Here is a 24,847-nt window from a genome sequence, read left to right as displayed (position 1 = left end):
GCTCTAAAGTGTTAATTTACGCTATAATCACTCGCTTTTTTTATTTACCTCACCACACGGGTAGCAAATGAAATTTCCTGGACGCCGCAGGCATAAACACTATTTTCCAGTAGAGGCTAAAGACCCTCTTACTAATCAACTCAACGCCAGTGATCGCTTACAGCGAAGTTATATTACTGGTATAGATCAGATTGTTGTTGATATAGAAGCCAAAGTCGATCAAGCCTTCCTAGACGAATTTAAACTGCGCCGAGGAATGTCGCAAGTTATCGATAGTGATATCACAAATGCACTTTACGATCGCTTAAAACTTAACGACATGGTCGATTATGAGTTTGCTGGCGGTACAGTAGGTAACACCATGCACAACTACTCAGTGCTGGCAGACGATCGCTCTGTGTTATTGGGTGTAATGAGTGAAAACATTAAAATTGGTAGCTACGCTTATCGCTTTTTATGTAATACCTCAAGCCGTGTTGACCTAGACTATCTACAACCGGTTGATGGCCCCATTGGCCGATGTTTTACCCTTATTGATGAAACAGGTGAACGTACTTTTGCGATCAGTGCGGGTTTAATGAATCACCTTCGCCCTGAGTCCATCGATAAAGACTTGATTGAAAACTCATCGGCCTTAGTGATAAGCGCCTACTTAATGCGTACCCAAGGCGCAGAAACGATGACCGAAGCAACAATGCAAGCCGTTAAATATGCCAATGATGCGGACGTGCCTGTCGTACTCACACTAGGAACAAAGTTTTTAATTGAACAAGATCCGAGTTGGTGGGCCAGTTTTGTGGCTGAACATGTTGATATTTTAGCAATGAACGAAGAAGAAGGCTTTGCGATTACTGGTTTTGAAGATCCATTACTCGCGGCGGATAAAGCTCTTGATTGGGTTGATTTAGTTATTTGCACTGCCGGTGAAAAAGGTTTATTTATGGCAGGTCACGTAGATGATCAATTCAAGCGTGAAACCGAGTACCCACTTCTACCGGGCGCAATTGCTGATTTTAACCGTTACGAATTTTCTCGCGCAATGCGAAAAAAAGACTGTGACAATGCCTTACGTGCGTACAGCCATACAGCCCCTTTTATGGGCGGGCCAGATTCAATTAAAAACACCAATGGTGCGGGAGATTGCGCATTAGCTGCGGTATTACATGACTTATCAGCAAATGTTTATCATAAGCTTAATGTAGGTAACTCGGCGAAGCACCAACAACCGGCGATGACTTACTCGTCACTTGCGCAAATTAGTAAATACGCTAACCGCGCCAGTTATGAAGTGTTGGTACAGCATTCACCACGATTGTCACGCGGACTGCCAGAGCGAGAAGATTGCCTTGAACAGGTATATTGGGAGCAGTAAGCTCCCAAGCCTTAACTTCAAAAAGCGTTAGTTAAAGATAGAAATATCAAGCTTACTCGATAGCAGCTCAAGGGCTGCTATGCCTGCCACAGAGTTACCATAACTATTTAGTCCCGGCGAATAAACTGCAACTGTAAACTTTCCCGGTAATACGGCTAAAATAGTCCCAGAAACGCCAGATTTACCAGGCATCCCCACACGATAACCAAAATCACCTGCAGCATCGTACAAACCACTGGTAAATAATAATGAATTAAGTTGCTTAGTTTGCAGATTTGAAAGCACCCGCTTATTGGTGACGTTATTTATCCCTTTGTTCGCTAAGAAGTTATACGCTTTAGCCAACTCAACACAATTGAGCTCAATAGCGCAAAAGTTAAAATAAGCCCATAGCACATCATCTACTTCATTATCAAAGTTACCGAACGACTTCATCAAATGCCCCATAGCCGCATTACGATGGCGAAATTCGTACTCTGAGTTCGCCACCTTTTTATCGATCATGATACTGGGATTGCCTGACAACATACGAAACATTTCAAGCATTGAGTGTATTGGCGCTGAAAGCCGACTATAAAGCGCATCACAAGTTACAATAGCGCCTGCATTTATAAACGGATTGCGTGGTACACCTTTTTCAAACTCGAGCTGGGTTAATGAGTTAAAGGCAGTGCCAGAAGGCTCTTTACCCACTCGTAGCCATAGCTCATTACCATAGCGCTGTAGTGCCATGGTTAAAGTCATTACCTTAGATACTGACTGAATGGTAAAGTACTGAGAGCAATCACCAGCACAAAATGTTTGTCCGTCAGTGGTATAAATAGCAATCGAAAATAGGTTTGCATCCACTTCTGCCAGCGCAGGAATATAATCAGCCACTTTGCCTTGACTCAATAATGGCTTTACCTCATTGGCAATATCCGTAAGTACTTGTTGGTAATCAGTTGTTGGCAAGTTATACCTCAAAAAATAAACGCTGTTTAGGTGAGTGAGTCACTATATTCATAACTTACACGTGAGGTAATATTACACAATAGTTCATACGCAATGGTGCTGGCGCAATGGGCAATTTCTTCAACAGGAAGCGCTTCCCCCCATATAGTGACTTCATCACCGACTTTAACCCCTTTGGCGTTGTCGCCAATATCAACACTTATCATATCCATTGAAACACTTCCCACAATTCCATATCGCTGATTATTAATAATGACTGGTGTGCCTTGCTTAGCATGGCGCGGGTAACCATCACCATAACCCATGGCAACTACCGCTAATTTAGTGGCCTTATTACTTTGCCAACGTCCGCCATAGCCAACACATTGTTTGGCATCAACATCACGAATGGCAATCACTTTAGTGCTTAAGTTCATTACGGGCTTAAGGTTATGCTTGCGACCAGTGCTGTTTAACATAGGCGATACGCCATACATCATTAAACCAGGACGTACCCAGTCACCATGCCCCTTAGACCAACCAATAATACCAGCAGAATTTGCTAAGCAGTGCGATTGGTTTTTTCCTATTACTAAGGAGTTAAACAAAGCAATTTGCTCAGCGGTTTTAGTATCATTAACATCATCGGCGCAAGAAAAGTGCGTCATTAAATTAAGAGTATTTTTAGCGTTTGGTGTCGTTTGCAAACGCTTGTAAAAATCATCTAATTGCGAAGGGTCAATACCTAAGCGGTGCATACCAGTATTTATTTTTAGCCAGCAACTAATGGACGCACCAAGGTTTGCTTGCTCTAGAGCTTGTAGTTGGTTTTCATCATGGATAACTGTTTGAAAGTTATTAGCCAGTAATATCGCTAAGTCATCTTTATGGAAAAAACCTTCTAGCAATACAATTGGCTTCGTTAGGCCCCCAGCACGCAGCGCAAGTGCTTCATCAATTCGCGCTACAGCAAAAGCATCAGCTTCATTTAAGTGCTGAGCTATTTTAACTAAACCATGACCATAAGCGTTTGCCTTTAATACCGCCATAACCTTTGCATGCGGCGCAAATTGCTTAACTTGCGCCAAATTATGCGCAAGGGCTTCTAAGTTAATTTTTGCTACAGCTAGGCGCATTAATAATCATCATCTACAGCAGGTCCGGCATAGTTATCAAACCGCGAAAATTGTCCTTGGAAGGTAAGTCGTACTTTCCCTATTGGACCGTTACGTTGTTTACCAATGATTATTTCAGCTACGCCTTTGTCGGTGCTGTCTTCGTTATAAACTTCATCACGATAAATAAACATAATTAAATCGGCATCTTGCTCAATTGAACCTGATTCACGTAAGTCTGAGTTAATTGGCCGTTTATCCGCACGTTGCTCTAGTGTACGGTTTAGCTGCGATAGCGCTACAACCGGACACTTCAGCTCTTTAGCAAGAGCTTTGAGTGAACGCGAGATCTCAGCAATCTCAAGCGTTCGATTATCAGATAGGCTCGGCACACGCATTAACTGCAAATAATCGACCATGATCATACTAATACCACCATGTTCACGGGCAATACGACGAGCACGGGAACGCACATCAGTTGGCGTTAGCCCTGACGCGTCATCAACATACATCTTACCTTTTTCCATTAACAAGCCCATGGTTGAAGACAGACGAGCCCAATCTTCGTCATCCAGTTGGCCTGTGCGCACCTTAGTTTGATTAATCCGCCCAAGAGATGCCAGCATCCTCATCATGATTTGTTCAGAGGGCATCTCTAATGAATAAATAAGTACCGGCTTGTCTTGCGTCATTGCCGCATGCTCAGCCAAGTTCATGGCAAAAGTGGTTTTACCCATTGATGGACGCGCCGCAACAATAACTAAATCAGATGGCTGCAAGCCAGTGGTCATTTTATCAAGGTCTGAATAACCGGTACTTACTCCAGTGACACCATCTTGCGGGGATTGATATAACTCTTCAATTTTATCAACAGTTTTTTCTAAGATGCTGTGTAGGTTTTGCGGTCCTTCGGTACTTTTAGTGCGTTGTTCAGCAATTTTAAATACACGACTTTCTGCAAAGTCTAATAAGTCATGACTAGTACGCCCTTCAGGGTTAAAGCCCGCTTCGGCAATTTCATTGGCTACGCCAATCATCTCACGTACTACAGCACGTTCGCGAACAATAGTGGCATAAGCGTCGATGTTAGCCGCACTTGGCGTATTTTTAGCTATTTCAGCTAAATAAGCAAAACCACCGACACTGGCAAGTAAATTATTTTCTTCTAGGCTTTCAGAAATAGTGATCAAGTCAATGGGGTCACTCGCCTCAGCAAGCGATATCATGGCTTCAAATATAAGCTTGTGAGTGCGGGTATAAAAATCTTGTGCAACTACTAACTCTGCAACACGGTCATAAGCTTGATTATCAAGCATTAAACCACCTAATACAGATTGCTCTGCTTCAATGGAATGAGGGGGAACTTTAAGTGTGTCGACTTGTTTATCTGGTTTAGCCATAACTTCGCAATACTAACAGTGAATAACCCTATTCTATCGACTTGCGAGAGCTGTGCAAATAGCAAAGCGGGAAATCTTTTTCTGTACTGGTAATCAACTTTCATGAACCTTAAGCATTAGGCGCAGGTAAAAACGGTAACGAAATTAAAATTTGAATCTAGATAGTGTAATTAATGTATAAAAGTCGCTGCTTAACGACTAGCTAGACAGTAAACAGTGAACCTAAATTCCCTGTACAAATTAAATAATTCACTAATTCAGAATTACTGGTATTCACTTTTTAAACATAAAAAAACCGCACTAAATAGTGCGGTTTTTATCACTTAACTAAAAATTAAGCTTCAGCGATTACGATTACTTTAATAGTAGCCGTTACGTCTGAGTGAACCGAAATTGATACGTCAAATTCACCAGTGTCACGGATAGTGCCTAAAGGTAAACGAACTTCTGACTTAGCAACTTCAACACCAACAGCTGAGATAGCGTCAGCGATATCACGAGTACCAATTGAACCGAATAGCTTACCTTCGTCACCAGCTTTAGATACTAAAGTAACTTCTGCTAATGCTTCAAGTTTGTCAGCGCGTGCTTGTGCAGCAACTAACTGCTCAGCGATTTTTGCTTCAAGTTCAGCGCGACGAGCGTCAAACGTTTCAATGTTAGCTTTAGTCGCAGGAACTGCCTTACCTTGCGGGAAAAGGAAGTTACGTGCGAAACCAGATTTAACTACAACCTGTTCACCTAGGCTGCCTAGGTTAGCGATCTTATCTAGTAGAATAACTTGCATGTTTCTACACCTTTTAAAAACTGTTAATCCGCTGCTTACTTATGTAAGTCAGTGTATGGAAGAAGGGCTAAGTAGCGAGCACGCTTAATAGCTGTTGCTAGCTGGCGCTGGAATTTTGCGCTAGTACCTGTGATACGGCTAGGTACGATTTTGCCACTTTCTGTAACATAGTTTCTAAGAGTAGCGAGATCTTTATAATCGATTTGTTGTACGCCTTCCGCTTTAAAGCGGCAGAACTTACGACGTCTGAAATAACGTGCCATGAGATAAATTCCTCAATTAATTCTTTCTATATGCTGAGCATGCAAAACCAATTGGCTAAGGCCGTTACGACCTTCGTGGCGATTTAAAAAACCACTCACTTGCAATGCCTGCCCAACATTCAAATGTTGAGTCTGTTGTTGCATCTGCTTACCACTTGCAACCACTTGAAGCCTAACGTAACTATTACGGTTAAGATCTGCTTCAGTTTGCATCGATTTATGTTCTACAACAAAAATACAATGCGGTATGCCAGCAGGGCTTTGGCTATATTTGGGCGTTTTACAAACGACTCCAGATATCGTCAGTTGATTCATAAACGGATTAAGCTTTTGGCTCATCTTAATAACTCAACCGAACAATGCCATGCTTGGACTCAAAACAATTAAGCAGCTGGTGCTTCTTTCTTCTCTTCTCTTGCAAGAGGAGACGCTTCAGTTACTACGTTTTTAGTACGCATAACTAAGTTACGAAGCACTGCATCGTTGTAGCGGAAAGTAGTTTCTAGCTCGCTGATTACTTCAGTAGGTGCTTCAACGTTCAATAGAACATAATGAGCTTTATGAAGCTTGTTGATAGGGTAAGCCAGTTGACGGCGGCCCCAGTCTTCAAGACGGTGAATAGTACCGCCTGCTTCAGTGATAGAACCAGTATAACGTTCGATCATACCAGCAACTTGCTCACTCTGATCAGGGTGAACCATGAATACGATTTCGTAATGACGCATGGATATTCCTTACGGTTAATAGAGCCTTCTACCGTTTCGGCCGGTCGGTTTAAGGCAAGGAATTAATAGTTTAAAAGCCGAAATGAGGGCGCATTTTACGCTTAGTTGGATAATTAAGCAATATAAAGTTTAGCTAAAGGAAAAAGTATCAAAGTAAAAGTCCTATCAGCTAAAGTCGTTGCTATTTAAACCTTAAGCGCCAATAGAAGTATTGGCAGCGACTAAAACAAAAAACCCAAGCCAAAGCTTGGGTTTTATAAGCAATTAATTAAAAACTATTACTTTTTCTTTTTAACTGCTTTTTTATTAGGCATGTCAGTGATTGAACCTTCATAAATTTCAGCAGCAAGGCCGATTGACTCGTTCAATGTTGGGTGAGCATGAATAGTAAGCGCTAAGTCTTCGCCATCTGCGCCCATTTCAACCGCTAGGCCTATTTCGCCAAGCATTTCACCTGCGTTAATACCCACCATAGCACCACCGATTACGCGGCCACTGTCTTTATCAAAGATAAGCTTTGTTTGACCTTCTGTACGAGCAGATGTAATAGCACGACCTGATGCAGCCCACGGAAATACCGAAGTTTCAATGCTTAAGCCTTGCTCTTTTGCTTCTTTTTCTGTTACACCAACCCAAGCGATTTCAGGGTCAGTATACGCGATTGAAGGAATGCACTTAGGGTCAAAGAAGTGTTTCTGACCAGAAATAACTTCAGCAGCAACATGACCCTCATGAACCGCTTTATGAGCAAGCATAGGTTGACCCACAATATCGCCAATTGCAAAAATGTTATCAACATTCGTTTTAAGCTGCTTATCAACATTAATAAAGCCACGCTCATCAACATTAACGCCCGCTTTATCAGCATCAAGTAGCTTACCATTCGGTGTACGGCCAACTGCTACAAGTACTTTATCATAACGTACTGGCTCTGCAGGTGCGTTTTTCCCTTCAAACGTGACATATAAACCGTCATCTTTTGCTTCAACGTCTGTTACTTTGGTTGAAAGCATTACGTTGAACTTTTTGCTTACGTATTTTTGGTAGATCTTAATTACGTCTTTATCAGCCGCAGGTACAAGCTGTTCAGCAAATTCAACGACATCAATTTCTGAGCCAAGTGCACGGTATACTGTGCCCATCTCAAGACCGATGATACCACCGCCTAATACAAGTAATTTTTCTGGTACGTCTTTAAGCTCAAGCGCGCCTGAAGAATCAATCACACGGTCATCTTCTGGGATGAACGGTAAGTTTACAGGTTGAGAACCTGCCGCGATAATAGCATTATCAAAGCTAATTGTAGTTTCGCCATCAGCGCCTTCAACAGCAATAGTATTGCTGCCAGTAAATTTGCCGTAACCGTAAACCACTTTAACTTTACGCATTTTAGCCATGCCGTCTAGGCCGCCAGTTAATTGGCCTATTACAGAGTCTTTCCAATCACGAACTTTGTCTAAATCAATTTCAGGCTTACCAAATGTAACACCGTGAGATGACATATCAGCTGCTTCATCAATTACTTTAGCTACGTGTAAAAGCGCTTTTGAAGGGATACAACCAACATTAAGACATACACCACCTAATGTGTCGCGAGACTCTACTAATGTAACTTCTAAGCCCAAGTCAGCAGCACGGAAAGCCGCAGAGTAACCACCAGGACCACCACCTAGTACAACAACTTGGGTTTTTAATTCGTTGCTCATGCTATTACCTTAATTATTTGAACGGGACACTGCCCCAAAGTTTAACTGCCCCATTTCTACAAGACAGAAAGTCAGAGCAGATCAAAAATTTATGCAAGATAGGTAAATATTGTATCATTGCAATTGGTAAAAATCCCAGCTAAAAACGACTGGCTGGGATTTGATTCTATATATTAATTAGTGTTTACATCACCAATTGGCGAATATCGCTCATGTAACTTGCAAGAGTGACAGTAAAGCGAGCAGCCAGTGCGCCGTCAATCACTCTGTGATCGTATGACATTGAAAGTGGAACCATTAGTTTTGGTTCAAACTCTTTGCCATTCCATTTTGGTTTCATTTCAGATTTAGACACACCTAAAATAGCAACCTCTGGCGCATTTACAATTGGTGTAAACGCTGTACCACCGATACCGCCAAGGCTTGAAATAGTAAAACAGCCACCTTGCATATCAGACGAGGCCAATTTACCGTCACGAGCTTTAACTGACACATCCATTAGCTCACGTGATAACTCAATAATGCCTTTTTTATCAACATCTTTGAATACTGGCACAACTAAACCATTAGGCGTATCAACCGCAACACCAATATTTATATACTTTTTAAGGATTAAGCTTTCGCCATCGTTAGAAAGTGAAGAGTTAAATGTAGGGAACTCAGCAAGTGCTTTAGCAGCTGCTTTCATTACAAATACCAGCGGTGTTATTTTAACGCCCAGCTTTTTCTTCTCGTTAAGAGCGTTTTGCTCTTTACGGAATGCTTCAAGGCTGGTGATATCAGCTTCATCAAACTGAGTAACGTGAGGAATTTGTACCCAGTTACGATGTAGATTTTTACCCGATAATTTTTGGATACGAGAAAGCTTCTTCTCTTCGACTTCACCAAACTTAGCAAAATCAACTTTTGGCCAAGGAATAAGGCCTAACTCACCGCCACCCGCATTACTTTTACCTGACACTTTGCCTGATTCAACTTGCTTAACTACGTCTTTGACATAGTTTTGCACGTCTTCTTTGATCACGCGATTTTTACGACCAGAACCTTTAACGTTTGCAAGGTTAATACCAAACTCACGTGCTAAACGGCGAACTACAGGCGATGCATGCGCATAAGCACTATTATTCTCAAAGCTTTCGTTACTTGCTTTAGTTGGAGCATCACTTGACTTTGATTCTTTTTCAGCCGCTTTTGACTCAGTTTTTTCAGCGGCTTTTGTTTCTGCTTTTGGTGCTTCGCTTGACCCGCTACCAGCAACTTCAAAAACAAATACTAGTGAACCTGTTTTTACTTTATCGCCCGTGGCTACTTTGATTTCTTTTACTGTGCCTGCAAATGGCGCAGGTACTTCCATTGCTGCTTTGTCGCCTTCGACGTTTAAGATTGATTGTTCCTCTTCAACCTTATCGCCAACCGCAACCATCACTTCGGTCACTTCAACTTCATCATCACCAATATCCGGTACGCTCACTTCTTTAGAGCTTGGTGCTGAATCACTTTCAGTTGAAGAGTCTTCAGTCGCAGACTTTTCATCTGCTTTTGAATCACTTGCAGGTGCGCTTTTATCATCCCCTGCAACTTCAAAAACAAAGACTAGTGAACCAGTTTTAACCGTGTCACCGGTACTCACTTTAATTTCTTTCACTGTGCCTGCGAATGGCGCAGGTACTTCCATTGCCGCTTTGTCGCCTTCGACGTTTAAGATTGATTGTTCTTCTTCAACCTTATCGCCAACCGCCACCATCACTTCAGTGACTTCAACTTCATCATCACCGATGTCTGGTACGGTCACTTCTTTATTTGAAGAAGTAGACTCGGTCGATGCGGTCTCTGCTGACTTATCATCACTTTTTGGCTTTTCTTCGCTATCATCTGCATCTTCGTCTGTTGCTTCGCCTTCAAAGATCATAAATAAGCTGCCAGTTGAGATCGTATCGCCTTCAGACACTTTAATTTCTTTTACCGTACCCGCTTGTTCAGCAGGGACTTCCATTGAAGCTTTATCACCTTCAACAGTTAGTAAAGCTTGCTCAACTTCAACTTTGTCACCAACGCTTACTAATATTTCGGTTACTTCAACTTCATCGCCACCGATATCTGGTACATTAATTTCAATACTCATTGCAAAACCTCTTATGCGTACAGTGGGTTAAGTTTGTTAGTGTCGATATCAAATTTCTTGATAGCGTCAACCACAACCGACTTTTCAACATCACCGCGTTTAGCAAGTTCAGATAACGTCGCAACGACAACGTAGCTTGCGTTAACTTCAAAATGACGGCGTAAGTTTTCACGGCTATCAGAACGACCGTAACCATCTGTACCTAATACTTTATAGTTGCTGCTTGGGATGAATGAACGCGCTTGTTCAGCATAGTTTTTCATATAATCCGTTGCAGCAACAGTTACTGCATCACTTAATACGCTTGTGATAAACGGCGTTTTCTGCTCGCTTTCTGGGTTAAGCATATTGAAACGCTCAACATCTTGACCGTCACGCGTTAACTCATTGAATGATGTTACTGAGAATACATCTGAAGCTATACCGTAATCTTCACTTAAGATTTTTGCCGCTTTACGTACTTCAGTCATAATAGTACCTGAGCTTAATAATTGTACGTTGGCTTTTTTACCTTCGTAGTTTTCAAGCTTATAAATACCTTTACGAATACCTTCTTCAGCGCCTTCAGGCATTGCTGGCTGCGCGTAATTCTCATTCATTAATGTAAGATAGTAGTAAATATTCTCTTGATCGTCACCATACATACGACGAATACCGTCCTGTACAATAACAGCAACTTCAAACGCGTAAGTTGGGTCATATGAAATACAGTTAGGAACCGTATTAGCAAGAATGTGGCTGTGACCATCTTCGTGCTGTAAACCTTCACCATTAAGCGTTGTACGACCCGCTGTTGCACCTAGTAAGAAACCACGCGCTTGCTGATCCCCTGCCATCCATGCCATATCGCCTACACGTTGGAAGCCGAACATTGAATAGTAGATATAGAATGGGATCATCGGTAAATCGTTAGTACTGTATGATGTTGCAGCAGCAACCCATGATGACATTGCACCTAACTCGTTGATACCTTCTTGAAGTACTTGGCCTGATGTTGCTTCTTTATAGTATGAAAGGGTGTCACGATCTTGAGGCGTGTAGTTTTGACCATGTGGGTTATAAATACCTATTTGGCGGAATAAACCTTCCATACCAAAAGTACGCGCTTCATCGGCAATGATTGGCACGATGTTTTTACCAATGCCTTTGTCTTTTAGTAACACGTTAAGTGCACGAACAAAGCCCATGGTGGTTGAAATATCACGCTTTTGCTCTTCAAGTAATGGCTTGAATGCTTCTACTCCTGGTAGCTGTAACTTTTCAGAGAAATTAGGGATACGCGTTGGTGTATAACCCTCTAATTTTTCACGACGAGCATGTAAATACTTGTACTCTTCTGAACCTTCTTCAAGCTCTAAATAAGGTAAGTCTTTTAATTGCTCTTCAGATACCAAATCATCAAGGCCTAAGCGTGAACGTAAATGAGCCACATGCGACATGTCCATTTTTTTCACTTGGTGAGCAATATTTTTACCTTCAGCTGCTTCACCCATACCGTAACCTTTTACTGTTTTTGCAAGAATAACAGTTGGACGATCTTTGGTTTCTTCTGCTTTTTTAAATGCAGCAAACAGTTTAGATGACTCATGCCCACCACGCTTAAGCGCGAAGATTTCATCATCAGTCATATCAGCAACAAGCGCCGCTGTTTCTGGGTAACGACCGAAGAAATGCTCACGTACATACGCGCCATCTTTAGCTTTATATGTTTGATAGTCGCCATCAACGGTTTCGTTCATTAATTGCAATAACTTACCTGTGGTATCTTTAGCCAGTAAAATATCCCAACCACTACCCCAAACAAGTTTGATAACGTTCCAGCCAGCACCTTTAAATAAACCTTCAAGTTCTTGAATGATTTTACCATTACCCATTACTGGGCCATCCAAACGCTGTAAATTACAGTTAATTAGGTAGCAAAGGTTATCTAGTTTTTCACGAGCCGCAAAAGAGATAGCACCACGTGATTCTGGCTCATCCATTTCACCATCACCTAAAAACGCATATACACGCTGGTTTTTAGTTTCTTTTAAACCGCGACCATCTAGGTACTTTAAAAAACGTGCTTGGTAAATTGAAGCGATTGGACCTAGGCCCATAGATACTGTTGGGAACTGCCAAAACTCAGGCATTAATTTAGGGTGAGGGTAAGACGGTAAGCCTTTGCCATCTACTTCTTGGCGGAAGTTATCAAGCTGCTCAGAAGTTAAGCGCCCTTCAACAAATGCACGCGCGTAGATACCCGGAGAAATATGACCTTGATAATAAACTAAGTCACCACCATCAACATCGTTTGGCGCTTTAAAGAAATGGTTAAAACACACTTCATAAAACGCTGCAGACGACTGGTAAGATGCCATATGGCCGCCTAAGTCGAGATCTTTTTTAGACGCACGCAATACGATCATAATCGCATTCCAGCGGATGATTGAACGGATTCGACGCTCAACATTCACATCACCCGGATACGCCGGCTCTTGATCTACAGGTATAGTATTAACGTAGTTAGTCGTTGTGCCAGTTGGCATATCAACGCCATCTAAACGGGCTTGCTCTAACACTTGCTCAAGTAAAAACTGAGCTCGTTCAACACCTTCTTCGCGCACAACTGATTCAAGAGCTTGTAACCACTCTTGGGTTTCTAGCGCGTCTACGTCAATTTTATTGACTTCAGACATATGGAGGTTTCCTTATGTTTAAAATACGAATGTTTTTAATTAATACTGTTTATTGCGTGTCAAATACAGTACTTGCTTAATTTTGTTTGGTGCGTCTTAAACTGCGTTCAATTCGCGAATGCTCTTTGCCTGCTTCAAGTAACGCTTCTTCAATAAAGGCTAAATGCGCATTACTAGCAAGACGGGCCTGCTCTGGATTCCCTTCAATCACTGCATCCATCAATAAACGGCGATGTTCTGCTAGCTGCTTACTAATGTGCTGCTTCTCTAACAAGACCGTTAAATTCTGTAAAACATTTTGTTCTAGCAGTGCCTGCATACCTCTTACTAAATGTAGTAAAACCACATTATGAGACGCTTCTGCAACACTAAAGTGAAATGCATTAATCGCTTTGGCTTTTTGCTGTAAGTTATCATTAACCAAAGCAATTTTATCAAAGTTTGCTTTTACTTTAATAAAGTCATTACGCGTACCTCGCATCGTTGCGTAGTAAGCGGCTATACCTTCTAACGCATGACGAAATTCAAGTAAATCAAACTGTGACTCAGGGTGCTTGCTAATCAAATCAAATAACGGATCAGTGAGTCCTTCTTCGAGCTGATTTTTCACAAAAGTTCCCCCGCCTTGACGACGAGTAACCAGTCCTTTTGCTTCGAGTTTCTGAATGGCTTCACGTAAAGAAGGACGCGATACTTCAAATTGCTTTGCAAGTTCACGCTCTGGGGGCAACTTTTCTCCCGGTGCTAGCGAGCCCTCAAGAATCATATTCTCAAGTTGCTGTAAAATAACATCTGAAAGTTTTGCTGCTTTAATCTTTAAAGACATTCGTCAACGCCCATATAATATGCATTTAAAGAGAAATAAATATCAGTTTAACTGCATAGCCAAGACCAAAAGGTAAATTGGTCATACCAAATTTAAACCATACGTTATCAAAAAGCCCGTTTGCTGTCAATTTAGCTAGGCTATAGCGCAGCTAAACTAGACTAACGTATTTTGCATAAAGATTAAACAGGGTCAATAAACACAAGAGATAGAGAGTAGTTTAGGGCCAAAATTCAAATGGTCTGACCAGACAATATACCCAAGTCAGCTTAAGATGCGGACTTGGGTATTGGGGGTTAGAACTGGTAGCTTGCACCAACAAAGAAGCGACGATCGGGCGTATTATAATAATTGACCCGTCCTGTGGTGAAATCAGTATTGGCATCTACAGCGTTATATTCTTTATCAAGTAAGTTCTCAATGCGTAACGATAATGCCAACTCGTCAGTTAGCTGATAGTTAGCCGCTAAGTTCCACAGTGTATAAGAACTCAACGTGGTTACTTTGCCCTCACGAGCACTACGGTAAACCATATCGAGGCTAGTATCGAAATCTTGCCACTGCTTAGCAAGTGACCAGTTGACTGTACGCGGTGCTACATATACTAACGACTGACCTGTTTCGGTATCTTCGGCAGTTAGGTAGGTAAAATTAAATAGGTGATCAAAACCCCAAATATGCTGCTCAAAGCTAAATTCGACCCCTTCGTGGCGTGCTTCATTTATATTGCTCGGTTGCCACTGTCCTGCATCGTTAGGTGCCCACGCTATTTTATTTTCAAAATCATTTCGAAATATAGACACATCAACCGCAACATCCGTAAAGTTAACAGCTAGGCCTAGCTCTTGGTTTTTTGATATTTCAGGCTGTAAGCTTGCATTACCAGAGCCTGGAAAGTACAAGTCATTAAATGTAGGCGCTTTAAAGCCAGTACTTTGGCTTGCTCTAAAAGTAGCACGGTCGTTTAAGTGGTAACCTGCAGCCGCCGTATAAGTTACTTCACTACCAAACTGTTCATCATCGTCATGACGAACGGTGATGTTTGCAAGTAGCGCGTCATTATCATAATAACCGCCTAGAAAACCCGCCAAAACCTTACGGCTATCTTTGCTATAACAACTGCCCGTTTCAATACAGTCTGGGTTTGTTTCTATATTATCTTTATACCAGTTAACACCGCCGCTGATATTAAAAGTAGATGAAACCAAGTACTGGCCGTTGTAATCTACTTGCTCACGCTTTGTATCAAACGTATCTGTAGTGGCATTACCCGTATAAGCAATATACGTGTTGTCTGAGTTATCACTAGATAACGCAACATCGACACTGTGAGTTTGCTTATTGAATGATTTAGCCCACCCTAGCAATGCCTGGTAATTTTCAAAATCATTCTGCTCAATGGTGCTATCGGCTGGTGAAAAAGCGCTATCATATTGTGCATAGCCTTCACTGTATTGCCCACGCGCTTTAAATACACCCAATGCAGCAGCATCAAAACGAGCATTAAAGCCAATGTTTTTATTCTCATAACTATCTTCATCAGGTGCAACACCTTGCAAGGCATCAAAACCATCTGTTTTTTCAAAGCCTGCATTAACACCGGCGCTAAATCCATCGACCTGAGTACTCGCCGCAACTTGATAATTTTGATAAGCATCAGAGCCAAAAGTTGCATCAAGGATCACGTTTTCCGCTTGGCGAGTAATAATGTTGATAACCCCAGCTAAGGCATCCGATCCATAAACTGCCGCTCGAGAGCCTTTAATAACCTCAATGCGTTCAATTGAATTTAGCGGAATATTACTAATCGCTTTATAACCAAGGGTGGCCGAGCCGACTCGCACACCATCAATCAAAATAAGTGTATGGCGAGAGCCCGAACCACGCAGCGAAACACCTGAATTTTGCCCAAAACCACCATTATTATTGATTTGAAAACCGACTTGAGTCGCTAGTAAACTAGGCAAGTCACGCACATTGGTTTGCTCAATATCACTGCGTTCAATAACATCAACGCTTGCCAGTACATCGGTGATCGACTGCTCAAATTTGTTTGCTGACACAGTAATACGTTCGATTGGTTGCTGTGCAGACACAGAAAAAGACAACGCAGCAGACACAGCTACGCCTAAAGTAGATTTAGTTAACATGATTTCCCCTAACCCGCGCCCACCGCACAAGTACTAGTAGTAAATTTGCTTCAGGGCCGGTCTCCGGACTTAGGGATTATCATTAATAAAATAGATAAAACCCATCACCGTTGCGGGGGCAGTGCTGGATTAAGTATCACAATCCTGTGAACTTCACCAACTTCCCGATTATCTCATGGTATTTATCAACTCTCCTGAAAAATAAATAACCACAAGCACCCTGAAAATAGGCCGCTATTGTGATTATTTTAGGGAACAATGTCAATGGACGTCTATACAGCTATAAAGCCAGAATCGAAAACATAAAAAAAGCGCTACAAAAGTAGCGCTTATAATTAACATTAAGTATTTACAGTGTATTACTCTGAGCGTTGCTCGCGTCCCAGTAATGCCATTGCGGCTTCCTTAACGTCTTTATTCTCATAAAGCACTTGGTAGATTTGCTCAGTAATAGGCATTTCAATACCGGCACGCTGGGCAAGTAAATACACTTCTTTGGTATTACGATAGCCTTCAACCACCTGACCAATAGATTCGATAGCAGCTTCAACGCCTTCACCTTTACCAAGCGCTAAACCAAAGCGACGATTACGCGATTGATTGTCGGTGCAAGTTAAAATCAAATCACCTAGCCCAGCCATCCCCATAAAGGTTTCTGACTTAGCACCGAGTGCGCAGCCTAATCGGCAAAGCTCTGCTAAACCTCGAGTGATCAAGGCTGTGCGTGCATTAGCACCAAAACCAAAACCATCTGACATTCCCGCACCAATCGCAATTACATTTTTAACTGCCCCACCGAGTTGAATACCAATAAAGTCATTATTGTTATACACCCGAAATGAACGCCCGCAATGCAGTAAATCTGCAAGCTGTTTAGCAAACACTGTTGAGGTTGATGAAACAGAAATAGCCGTTGGTAGCCCTATTGCCATTTCTTTGGCAAATGTCGGGCCTGAAACAACCGCCAGCGGCACGTCATCACCGAGCTCTTGCTGTGCCACTTCTTGTAACAAACGTCCTGTATCAGGTTCAAGCCCTTTAGTCGCCCACGCAACTTCAGCGCCTTCACGAAGAGAGGGTTTTATTTGCTGTAAAGTATCACCAAAAGCATGGCTTGGTACGACCACTAATATAATTTTACTGGCACTAACGGCGGTATGTAAATCGGCTTCAAGGTGAAGCGTGTCAGGGAAAGTGACATCGGGCAAGTAACGTTGATTTTTCCGCTCAGCTGCAAGCGTGGCAACGTCGTCGCTATTGCGCCCCCAAAGCGTCACGTAGTGACCATTTCGGGCTAAGCAAATAGCAAGGGCGGTGCCATACGACCCCGCCCCTAATACTGTAACAGCTGAATTTGCTGTACTCATGGCTTATGCGTCTGCAGGAGCCTGTTCAGCTTGCGCTGCACGTTGCTGCATATATTGTGCGAATAACGCATCAAAGTTTACAGGTGCAAGATTAAGCTGTGGGAATGTACCACGGTTAACTAAGTTTGATACCGCTTCACGTGCATACGGGAACAATACGTTCGGGCAAAATGCGCCTAACATATGCGCCAGCTGTACTTCTTCAACTTCAGCAATAGTAAAAATACCCGCTTGTTGAATTTCACATAAGAATGCCGTTTCTTCACCAATTGAAGCTGTTACCGTTAAGGCTAAAACAACCTCAAACACGCCTTCATCTAATTTGTTTGAACGTGTATCAAGGTCAAGCTTAACTTCTGGTGTCCATTCTTTTTGAAAAATAGCCGGTGAATTTGGCGTTTCAAAAGACACGTCTTTAGTATAAATACGTTGAATAGTAAATTGTGCGCCGGCGTTTTCTTGTGCAGCTGCTGGTGTTTGATTTTCTTCGTTCATTGTAATTCCTAACTTTAATCGTTTTTATAATAAATATTTTTATTAGTAATATTTAGGCGTTTAATTTGGCGTCAAGTTTACCTTGTGCCTCAATTGCCATCATTTCGTCACAACCGCCGATATGCTCATCATTAATAAAGATTTGTGGCACGGTGCTAGCCCCGCCTGCTTTAGCAATCATTTCGTCTCGTAATTCAGGTTGCACACCAATATCAATATTTTTGAAATCAACACCTTTACTTGTTAATAACGCCAGTGCGCGTTGACAAAAAGGGCAATATGCTTTGGTGTACAGTACAACATTACTCATAAATATTCCTCAATCAGCCTGCTAAACTAAATTAACGACCTGTGGTTGTTGGTAGGCTCGCACTTTGCCAAGCACCCATACCACCTGATAATACATAAACCGACTCAAAACCCGCTTTATGCATTGCGGTTGCGATACCTGAGGCAGTCATGCCTGTGGTACATACCAATATAATGGGTTTACTCTTAAACTTTTCAAGGCTTGAGAAGTCAGATTGTTTGGCTTTTTCAGGACTAAGGTGCTCAGCACCTGAGATACGGCCCGCATTAAATTCTTTTTGCGCACGTATATCGACGACCTGACCATCTTCACGGTTAATTAATAACGTGAGCTGTTGCGGATTTATTTGACGAATGGCTGAAAACTTACTCTTAAACCAGCCGCCGATGATCATTGCCACCAATGCCAGCCAAATAATGCTTAAAATCGGGTGATTGCCGATAAATTCAATGTATTGATCCATGTATTTTCCACTATCAAGTTTTGCTCATAAAATGGGTATTAATAAGCGTGTTAAACTACTGCCACGCAAGTATACGTGCTTGGTTTTAAATTACCAGTGAGTGAAATATTTTAATATCGGCCTTTGCATGCTGATCCAGAACTTAAAACACGGTATGCTAAGCGTCCAACAGGTGGCAATTTTCAGGAGCTAAAATGACACAACATAAAAAACCTTTAGTATTAATGATTTTAGACGGTTGGGGATACCGTGAAGATACGCAAAGCAATGCAATCTTAGCGGCTAATACACCCGTTTTAGATGAACTTTGGGCGACTCGTCCACACACTCTAATTTCAGGTTCAGGTTTAGATGTTGGGCTTCCTGATGGTCAAATGGGCAACTCTGAAGTAGGTCATGTTAATTTAGGCGCAGGGCGCGTAGTTTACCAAGACTTTACTCGCATCACTAAAGCGATTGAAGACGGCGAATTCGATAGCAACCCAGTACTGGTTGAAAACATAGACAAAGCTGTAAATGCAGGTAAAGCCGTGCATATTATGGGTTTATTAAGCCCAGGTGGTGTTCACAGCCATGAAGATCATATCGTGGCAACCATTGAGCTGGCTGCAAAGCGTGGCGCTAAGGAAGTTTACTTTCATGGTTTCTTAGATGGCCGCGACACTCCTCCTCGCAGCGCCAAAGCATCAATAGAGCGTATCGAAGCATTATTTGCAACGTTAGGCTGCGGTCGTTTAGCGTCATTAGTGGGGCGTTACTATGCCATGGACAGAGATAACCGCTGGAACCGTGTAGAAAAAGCCTATAACGTAATGGCTTGTGGTGTAGGCGAGTATAACTACACGACAGGTGTAGAAGCTATTGACGCAGCCTATGAACGTGACGAAAACGATGAATTTGTTGAAGCAACCACCATTACTCCTAAAAGCAAGTCAGCTGTTCAAATAAATGATGGCGACACGCTTATATTTGCAAACTTTAGAGCCGATCGCGCTCGTGAAATTACTCGCGCTTTCGTCGAAAAAGAGTTTGATGGCTTCAAAAAACAAAAATCACCAAACCTCAGTGGTTTTGTGATGATGACCGAATACGCCGCCACTATTGATGCACCATCGGCGTTTTCACCAGAGCCACTAACTAACGTGCTTGGTGAATGGTTTGAAAAACACGAAAAAACACAGCTTCGTATATCAGAAACTGAAAAGTACGCTCATGTAACATTCTTCTTTAGTGGCGGCCGTGAAGACGAATTTAAAGGCGAAACCCGCGAACTTATTCCTTCACCACAAGTAGCAACTTACGACCTACAGCCTGAGATGAACTCAGAAATGCTTACCGACAAGCTTATTGAAGCGATTAAAGGTGGCCAGTACGATGCCATTATTTGTAACTATCCAAACGGCGATATGGTTGGCCACTCAGGTGTATTTGAAGCCGCAGTAAAAGCGTGTGAAGCTGTTGATAATTGTATTGGCCGCGTTGTTGCAGCCTTAAAAGAATACGGCGGCGAAGCACTGATCACAGCTGATCACGGTAATGCAGAGCAGATGACAAACCCTAAAACAGGCCAAGCCCACACCGCGCATACCAGCGAGCCAGTACCTTTTATTTATGTTGGCCGTGATGCAAACGCAAGTGAAGGCAAAGCGTTGAGCGATGTTGCACCAACAATGCTACATTTAATGGGCATGGAACAACCCAGCGAAATGACTGGCAAACCTATCATGAAATTGAAGTAAGGTATTATGAATAGTATTAACAAATTCTTATGTCGTACGTTAATACTTACTTCGTTAGCTGTTACTGCGGTAACAGCTAACGAAGATCGTACTAAAAAAGACCTATCAGAAATTCAAAGTGCACTTGAAAAAAGTCAAACAGAGCGTAAAGCCCAACAGCAAAAAATTGTCACGTTAAATAAAAACCTCAAACAGCATGAGCTCGATATAGCTAAAAATGCCAAAGCACTCAATATCGCCCAAAATTCGATTAAAAAAACGCGGCAGCAACAGCAACAACAACAACAACAAGCCGATGCATTAACTAATAAGCAAAAGCTAATGCAAAAAGCGCTCGCGGCACAGTTACAAAGTGCCTATATGGCTGGCAGTCATGACTACTCAAAAATGTTACTTAATCAACAAAACACCGCCCAAGTCGAACGTACTCTTAGCTATTACAACTACTTAAATAAAGCTCGTGTTGAACAACTTGATGAACTCAAAGCACTGTTAGTCGAAATTAAACAAGTACAAGCTGAACTTGAAAAAACTGAACTGCACTTAACCGCTCTATATAAAGAACAAAAAAACCGTCAACAAGCGCTGGTTAATGCACAAAACGACAGACAAAAAAATCTTAAAAGTTTAAAAGCCAAACTAAACAGCACCGAAAGCTCAATTAACTACTTAAAAGAAAATGAGCAAACCCTAATCGCCACGCTTGCCGAGCTTGAAAAAGCAAAAAATCAAAAGGTTGAATTAATCGGCCTGTCAAAAGCAAAAGGAAAGCTAGACTGGCCAACAAAAGGCAAACTAAGCCATAAATTTGGCCAACGAAAGCACGGCGGAATTGATTGGAAAGGAGTGCTGATTGATGCCAACGAAGGGGTAAACGTTAATAGCATTCAAAACGGCCAAGTAGTTTATGCCGATTGGTTGAATGGCTTTGGCTGGGTTATTGTAATTGACCATGGCGATGGCTTTATGAGCCTTTATGGACATACACAAACACTCTTAAAAGACGTAGGTGATATGGTTCGCCAGGGTGAATCAGTAGCACTTGTTGGTAAAAGCGGCGGACAATCAAGTTCTGGTCTATACTTTGAGATACGCCATAAAGGACGCGCAGTAAACCCTGAAAAATGGTGCAGACGCATTTAATTGATTAAACAGCTGCACCCCACTGGGAGCAGCTGATGCTAAATTTTAATACCCATTCATACCCACGCACAGTCATAAGCAATAACTCACTGTGCTTGCTGCTTCTAATTCTAAGTTTTGTTACTCACTCAGCAACGTCAATAAAAGACTTAAAAAGCCCACAAAGAAACGAAATTATTTTTAATATTCATACTTATTATGTTGAAGATTTAGCATTACAACAAAGCTTTGAAGATATTAACCAATTTGAAATGCTATTAGCCAGCCTTGACCCTTATTCTAAGTATCTTGACGAGAAAGAACTTGATGCTATTTTTAATAATAATAACGGCCGCTACACAGGCCTAGGTATCGAAGTTAAAGAGCAAAGCAACCAAATCTACATTGTGGGTACTATTAAAGACTCTCCAGCGGCAAAAGCAGGCATAAAAGCAAACGATATGTTGATTGCTATTAACCGGAAAAATATTAACAAGCATTCGATTGAGCGGGTTGCAGAGCTCATTCGCGAAAGCCAAAACCCCACTATTACTTTGACTGTAAAGCGTGGTAATGAGCAGCATATTGAGCTTGCCGTAACGCGGCAAGAAATCAATATAGAAAGCGTCACTAGCTCGTTGGCAGAGTTTGGTATTGGTTACATAGCCATTAAAAGCTTTAATAACCACACGCTACACAATGTAGCTCGCCAAGTGACTATATTACAAAGTAATAACGGTGATGAATTAAGTGGGCTGGTACTGGATTTACGTGATAACCCAGGTGGCACATTGCAAAGTGCGGTCGCGGTTTCAGATTTATTTTTACAAAGCGGCACAATAGTTACTACCCGAGGGCGTTTTTATGACGCCAACCAGGAATATAAAGCACAACACGGTGATATTCTCAGTAATGTGCCGATAGCAGTACTCATCAACGAAAAATCAGCATCAGCCGCAGAAATTTTAGCCGCAGCGCTTAGGGATAATGACCGTGCAACCTTAGTTGGCAACCAGTCTTTTGGTAAAGGCTCTGTACAATCTCTCATCCCACTTGGTAATGGCAATACGGCATTAAAACTGACTACAGCCAAATATTTTACCCCACTAGGTAAGTCAATCGATGGGGTGGGTATTATGCCTGATGTGACGATTAATCAAACAACACTTCCACAAACAGCAAAAGCCGTTATAATAAAATATGAACAAGGAATGGTCAGCCAACAGTCACTACAAGAAAGCTTACCTGATCGTCAATTATTAAAAGCAACACAGCTACTTACCATAAAGTGATTATATTTATGATAAACATAGCTGGCGTAGCTGCAAGCACACAAGAAGAAAATAATAATAAAACGTGAAATTACTTCTAGCGCTACTGATAGCTATACTCTACCTACCTGCTACTTGCTTTGCCAAGCAGGTAGCTATTGTTATTGACGATATAGGCTATCACCAACGTGATTTAGATATCCTGAATTTACCAGGCCAAGTATCCTACTCAATTTTACCACATACTCCATATTCACAAGCTTTTGCAGATCTTGCCAGCCAATCTAATAAAGAGATATTGCTGCACATTCCCATGCAATCAATTGATAGTAGCAAAGCACTTGGTCCCGGAGCTCTCACCACTGATATGAATAAAGAACAACTACAACATACTTTAGGTAGTGCGCTGGCAAGCCTGCCACAAGTCAAAGGCGTTAATAATCACATGGGATCAAGGCTGACTCAGCAAAGCCTTCCCATGAAATGGACTATGGAAGTGCTTAAAAAGCACAACTTATATTTTTTAGATAGCCGTACAACCAACTTAAGCCAAGCCCAACACGTGGCTAACTTATACGGCGTAAAAAATGTTAGTCGCCATGTTTTTTTAGATAATATACTGACTAAACAGCAACTTAACCTTCGCCTAAATGAACTTAAATATAAAGCTGAGAAGTTCAGCTTTGCCATAGCCATTGCCCACCCTTACCCTGAAACAATCGCTTTTTTAAAGAAAGCTCTGCCTGAGCTTCAAGACCAAGGGTTTGAACTAGTGCCTTTATCTGAACTGGTTGAGCGAAAATATATACAACTCGCAGAAGCCGAGCAAAACAAGCCTAAATAAGATAGTCTTTATAGTTAGAGCTTTATATTAAATGATCAAATCTATTTTATTTAAAATGCTCCCACTCGCGCGCCTAAAGCACTCTTGTTTAAAATAAATTGTAGGCAAAAAAAATGACGCTTGAAAGCGTCATTTTTTATAACTGTAAACTTGTGTTGCAGCGATTAAGCTCTCGCTACTTCTAGGCCGGGAGCTGGCATAGTGACTGGGGTATCGAAAGTTGCCCATTCCCACGCTGACTCAGTAGCCATAATTTTACGTAGTAGCTTGTTGTTTAAGTCATGGCCAGATTTAAAGGCAGTTACTTTGCCTAAAATATTGTGGCCTGTCATAAACATGTCACCAACACAGTCTAAAATCTTATGCTTAACGAACTCATCGCTATAACGTAAACCGTTAGGATTAAGTACTTTGAACTCATCCAATACCACGGCGTTATCCATGCTGCCACCTAATGCTAGGTTATTTGCATGCATATACTCAATATCTTTCATAAAGCCAAAAGTACGTGCGCGACTAATTTCTTCAGTGAAGCTTTGTGCCGTAATATCTAAACCGATACGTTGGCGGCTTTCATTGATAGCCGGATGATCAAAGGCAATTTCAAAGTCGATATGGAAACCGTCATACGGTTCAATCTCGGCCCATTTGTCATCTTCTTCAATACGTACTTTTTCTTTAATACGAATAAAGCGTTTGGCTGCACCTTGCTCTTTAATGCCGCCTTTTTGTAACAAGTAAATAAATGGCAATGCACTACCATCCATAATCGGCACTTCTGAGCTGTCTAATTCTACAATTAGATTATCAATGCCCATTGCAGCAACGGCCGCAATAAGATGCTCAGTGGTCGATAAGCGAACGCCATCTTTATTGGTTAAACAAGTACATAACTGTGTATCACCAACGGCTTCAGGTGTTGTTTCAAAATCAACAACAGGATCAAGGTCGACACGACGAAATACAATCCCAGTATTTGCGCTCGCAGGTCGGAGAGTTATTGTGACCTTCTCACCTTTATGAAGTCCAATTCCTATGGCTTTGACTACTTCTGCAATCGTACGCTGTTTAATCATAGGTTCGCTCACTTATAGTTACAGTTAGGCGGCAAATTGTATCATAAATACGACCAGCTGCCAAATTTGTTCACTTTTCAAAC

General features: G+C 41.8%; 22 protein-coding genes and 1 riboswitch. Of the genes, 5 read left to right on the top strand and 17 right to left on the bottom strand.

The genetic code is table 11. The features are described 5' to 3' along the window. Window positions 1-67: 67 nt before the first annotated feature. Window positions 68-1,372, top strand: coding sequence for an inosine/guanosine kinase (locus ACT3S9_RS02545; RefSeq protein ID WP_441834477.1), 1,305 nt, complete (start codon window positions 68-70; stop codon window positions 1,370-1,372). A 27-nt stretch (window positions 1,373-1,399) separates the two neighbouring features. On the opposite strand, the gene glsB is transcribed toward ACT3S9_RS02545, so the two are convergent. The 16 genes from glsB to ACT3S9_RS02465 all read right to left on the bottom strand — a co-directional run bounded on the left by glsB (window position 1,400) and on the right by ACT3S9_RS02465 (window position 18,712). Then, window positions 1,400-2,326, bottom strand: coding sequence for a glutaminase B (glsB, locus tag ACT3S9_RS02540; protein WP_441834476.1), 927 nt, complete (start codon window positions 2,324-2,326; stop codon window positions 1,400-1,402). Between the two features lie 26 nt (window positions 2,327-2,352). Beyond that, window positions 2,353-3,441 carry an alanine racemase gene (gene alr, locus ACT3S9_RS02535; protein ID WP_444750710.1) on the bottom strand — a complete coding sequence of 363 codons (1,089 nt, stop codon included), beginning with the start codon at window positions 3,439-3,441 and terminating at the stop codon, window positions 2,353-2,355. Beyond that, complete coding sequence (gene dnaB / locus ACT3S9_RS02530) at window positions 3,441-4,820, bottom strand: replicative DNA helicase (protein WP_441834474.1); 1,380 nt, start codon at window positions 4,818-4,820, stop codon at window positions 3,441-3,443. Before dnaB ends, alr begins: the two co-directional genes overlap by 1 nt. 334 nt (window positions 4,821-5,154) lie before the next feature. Then, window positions 5,155-5,607, bottom strand: a complete 453-nt coding sequence (gene rplI / locus ACT3S9_RS02525) for a 50S ribosomal protein L9 (protein WP_441835542.1) — start codon at window positions 5,605-5,607, stop codon at window positions 5,155-5,157. Window positions 5,608-5,642: 35 nt separating this feature from the next. Beyond that, window positions 5,643-5,870, bottom strand: coding sequence for a 30S ribosomal protein S18 (rpsR, locus tag ACT3S9_RS02520; RefSeq protein ID WP_006793721.1), 228 nt, complete (start codon window positions 5,868-5,870; stop codon window positions 5,643-5,645). Window positions 5,871-5,882: 12 nt separating this feature from the next. Next, window positions 5,883-6,185: a primosomal replication protein N gene (gene priB / locus ACT3S9_RS02515; RefSeq protein ID WP_441835557.1), complete on the bottom strand. Its 303-nt coding sequence runs from the start codon at window positions 6,183-6,185 to the stop codon at window positions 5,883-5,885. Between the two features lie 68 nt (window positions 6,186-6,253). Next, a complete protein-coding gene (rpsF, locus tag ACT3S9_RS02510; RefSeq protein ID WP_441835543.1) occupies window positions 6,254-6,595 on the bottom strand; it encodes a 30S ribosomal protein S6 in 342 nt (113 codons plus the stop codon). A gap of 278 nt (window positions 6,596-6,873) precedes the next feature. Further along, on the bottom strand, window positions 6,874-8,301 hold the full coding sequence (gene lpdA, locus ACT3S9_RS02505) for a dihydrolipoyl dehydrogenase (protein WP_441835544.1): 1,428 nt from the start codon (window positions 8,299-8,301) through the stop codon (window positions 6,874-6,876). Between the two features lie 184 nt (window positions 8,302-8,485). Then, window positions 8,486-10,423, bottom strand: a complete 1,938-nt coding sequence (gene aceF, locus ACT3S9_RS02500; protein WP_444750709.1) for a pyruvate dehydrogenase complex dihydrolipoyllysine-residue acetyltransferase — start codon at window positions 10,421-10,423, stop codon at window positions 8,486-8,488. A gap of 11 nt (window positions 10,424-10,434) precedes the next feature. Next, entirely contained in the window at window positions 10,435-13,101 is a 2,667-nt protein-coding gene (aceE, locus tag ACT3S9_RS02495; RefSeq protein WP_441835546.1) for a pyruvate dehydrogenase (acetyl-transferring), homodimeric type, read from the bottom strand. 76 nt (window positions 13,102-13,177) lie between these two features. Next, window positions 13,178-13,927, bottom strand: coding sequence for a pyruvate dehydrogenase complex transcriptional repressor PdhR (pdhR, locus tag ACT3S9_RS02490; protein WP_441835547.1), 750 nt, complete (start codon window positions 13,925-13,927; stop codon window positions 13,178-13,180). A 296-nt stretch (window positions 13,928-14,223) separates the two neighbouring features. Then, window positions 14,224-16,077, bottom strand: a complete 1,854-nt coding sequence (locus tag ACT3S9_RS02485) for a TonB-dependent receptor domain-containing protein (protein WP_441835548.1) — start codon at window positions 16,075-16,077, stop codon at window positions 14,224-14,226. Window positions 16,078-16,126: 49 nt separating this feature from the next. Further along, window positions 16,127-16,302: riboswitch (cobalamin riboswitch) on the bottom strand. Between the two features lie 134 nt (window positions 16,303-16,436). Continuing rightward, window positions 16,437-17,444: an NAD(P)H-dependent glycerol-3-phosphate dehydrogenase gene (gene gpsA / locus ACT3S9_RS02480; RefSeq protein ID WP_441835549.1), complete on the bottom strand. Its 1,008-nt coding sequence runs from the start codon at window positions 17,442-17,444 to the stop codon at window positions 16,437-16,439. A gap of 3 nt (window positions 17,445-17,447) precedes the next feature. Further along, the gene (gene secB, locus ACT3S9_RS02475) at window positions 17,448-17,939 is read right to left on the bottom strand and encodes a protein-export chaperone SecB (protein WP_441835550.1); all 492 of its coding nucleotides are present in this window, start codon (window positions 17,937-17,939) and stop codon (window positions 17,448-17,450) included. A gap of 52 nt (window positions 17,940-17,991) precedes the next feature. Beyond that, complete coding sequence (grxC, locus tag ACT3S9_RS02470) at window positions 17,992-18,249, bottom strand: glutaredoxin 3 (RefSeq protein ID WP_441835551.1); 258 nt, start codon at window positions 18,247-18,249, stop codon at window positions 17,992-17,994. Window positions 18,250-18,280: 31 nt separating this feature from the next. Continuing rightward, window positions 18,281-18,712, bottom strand: coding sequence for a rhodanese-like domain-containing protein (locus ACT3S9_RS02465; RefSeq protein WP_441835552.1), 432 nt, complete (start codon window positions 18,710-18,712; stop codon window positions 18,281-18,283). A 194-nt stretch (window positions 18,713-18,906) separates the two neighbouring features. On the opposite strand from ACT3S9_RS02465, the gene gpmM reads away from it, so the two are divergent. The 4 genes from gpmM to ACT3S9_RS02445 all read left to right on the top strand — a co-directional run bounded on the left by gpmM (window position 18,907) and on the right by ACT3S9_RS02445 (window position 23,688). Continuing rightward, entirely contained in the window at window positions 18,907-20,451 is a 1,545-nt protein-coding gene (gene gpmM / locus ACT3S9_RS02460) for a 2,3-bisphosphoglycerate-independent phosphoglycerate mutase (protein WP_441835553.1), read from the top strand. Window positions 20,452-20,457: 6 nt separating this feature from the next. After that, window positions 20,458-21,594: a murein hydrolase activator EnvC family protein gene (locus tag ACT3S9_RS02455; RefSeq protein ID WP_441835554.1), complete on the top strand. Its 1,137-nt coding sequence runs from the start codon at window positions 20,458-20,460 to the stop codon at window positions 21,592-21,594. Window positions 21,595-21,629: 35 nt separating this feature from the next. Next, window positions 21,630-22,865 carry a S41 family peptidase gene (locus ACT3S9_RS02450; RefSeq protein ID WP_441835555.1) on the top strand — a complete coding sequence of 412 codons (1,236 nt, stop codon included), beginning with the start codon at window positions 21,630-21,632 and terminating at the stop codon, window positions 22,863-22,865. A gap of 64 nt (window positions 22,866-22,929) precedes the next feature. Next, window positions 22,930-23,688, top strand: a complete 759-nt coding sequence (locus tag ACT3S9_RS02445) for a divergent polysaccharide deacetylase family protein (protein ID WP_441835556.1) — start codon at window positions 22,930-22,932, stop codon at window positions 23,686-23,688. Between the two features lie 164 nt (window positions 23,689-23,852). Here the strand turns inward: ACT3S9_RS02445 and lpxC are convergent, their stop codons facing one another. After that, window positions 23,853-24,764 (bottom strand): UDP-3-O-acyl-N-acetylglucosamine deacetylase, encoded by a 912-nt coding sequence (gene lpxC, locus ACT3S9_RS02440; RefSeq protein ID WP_441835433.1) that lies wholly within the window; start codon window positions 24,762-24,764, stop codon window positions 23,853-23,855. Between the last annotated feature and the right edge of the window lie 83 nt (window positions 24,765-24,847).

Origin of the sequence: Pseudoalteromonas sp. AOP31-A2-14 (genome assembly GCF_052378035.1) — a bacterium.
Taxonomy (GTDB): Bacteria; Pseudomonadota; Gammaproteobacteria; order Enterobacterales; family Alteromonadaceae; genus Pseudoalteromonas.
This window is presented reverse-complemented; position numbering and strand designations above follow the sequence as displayed.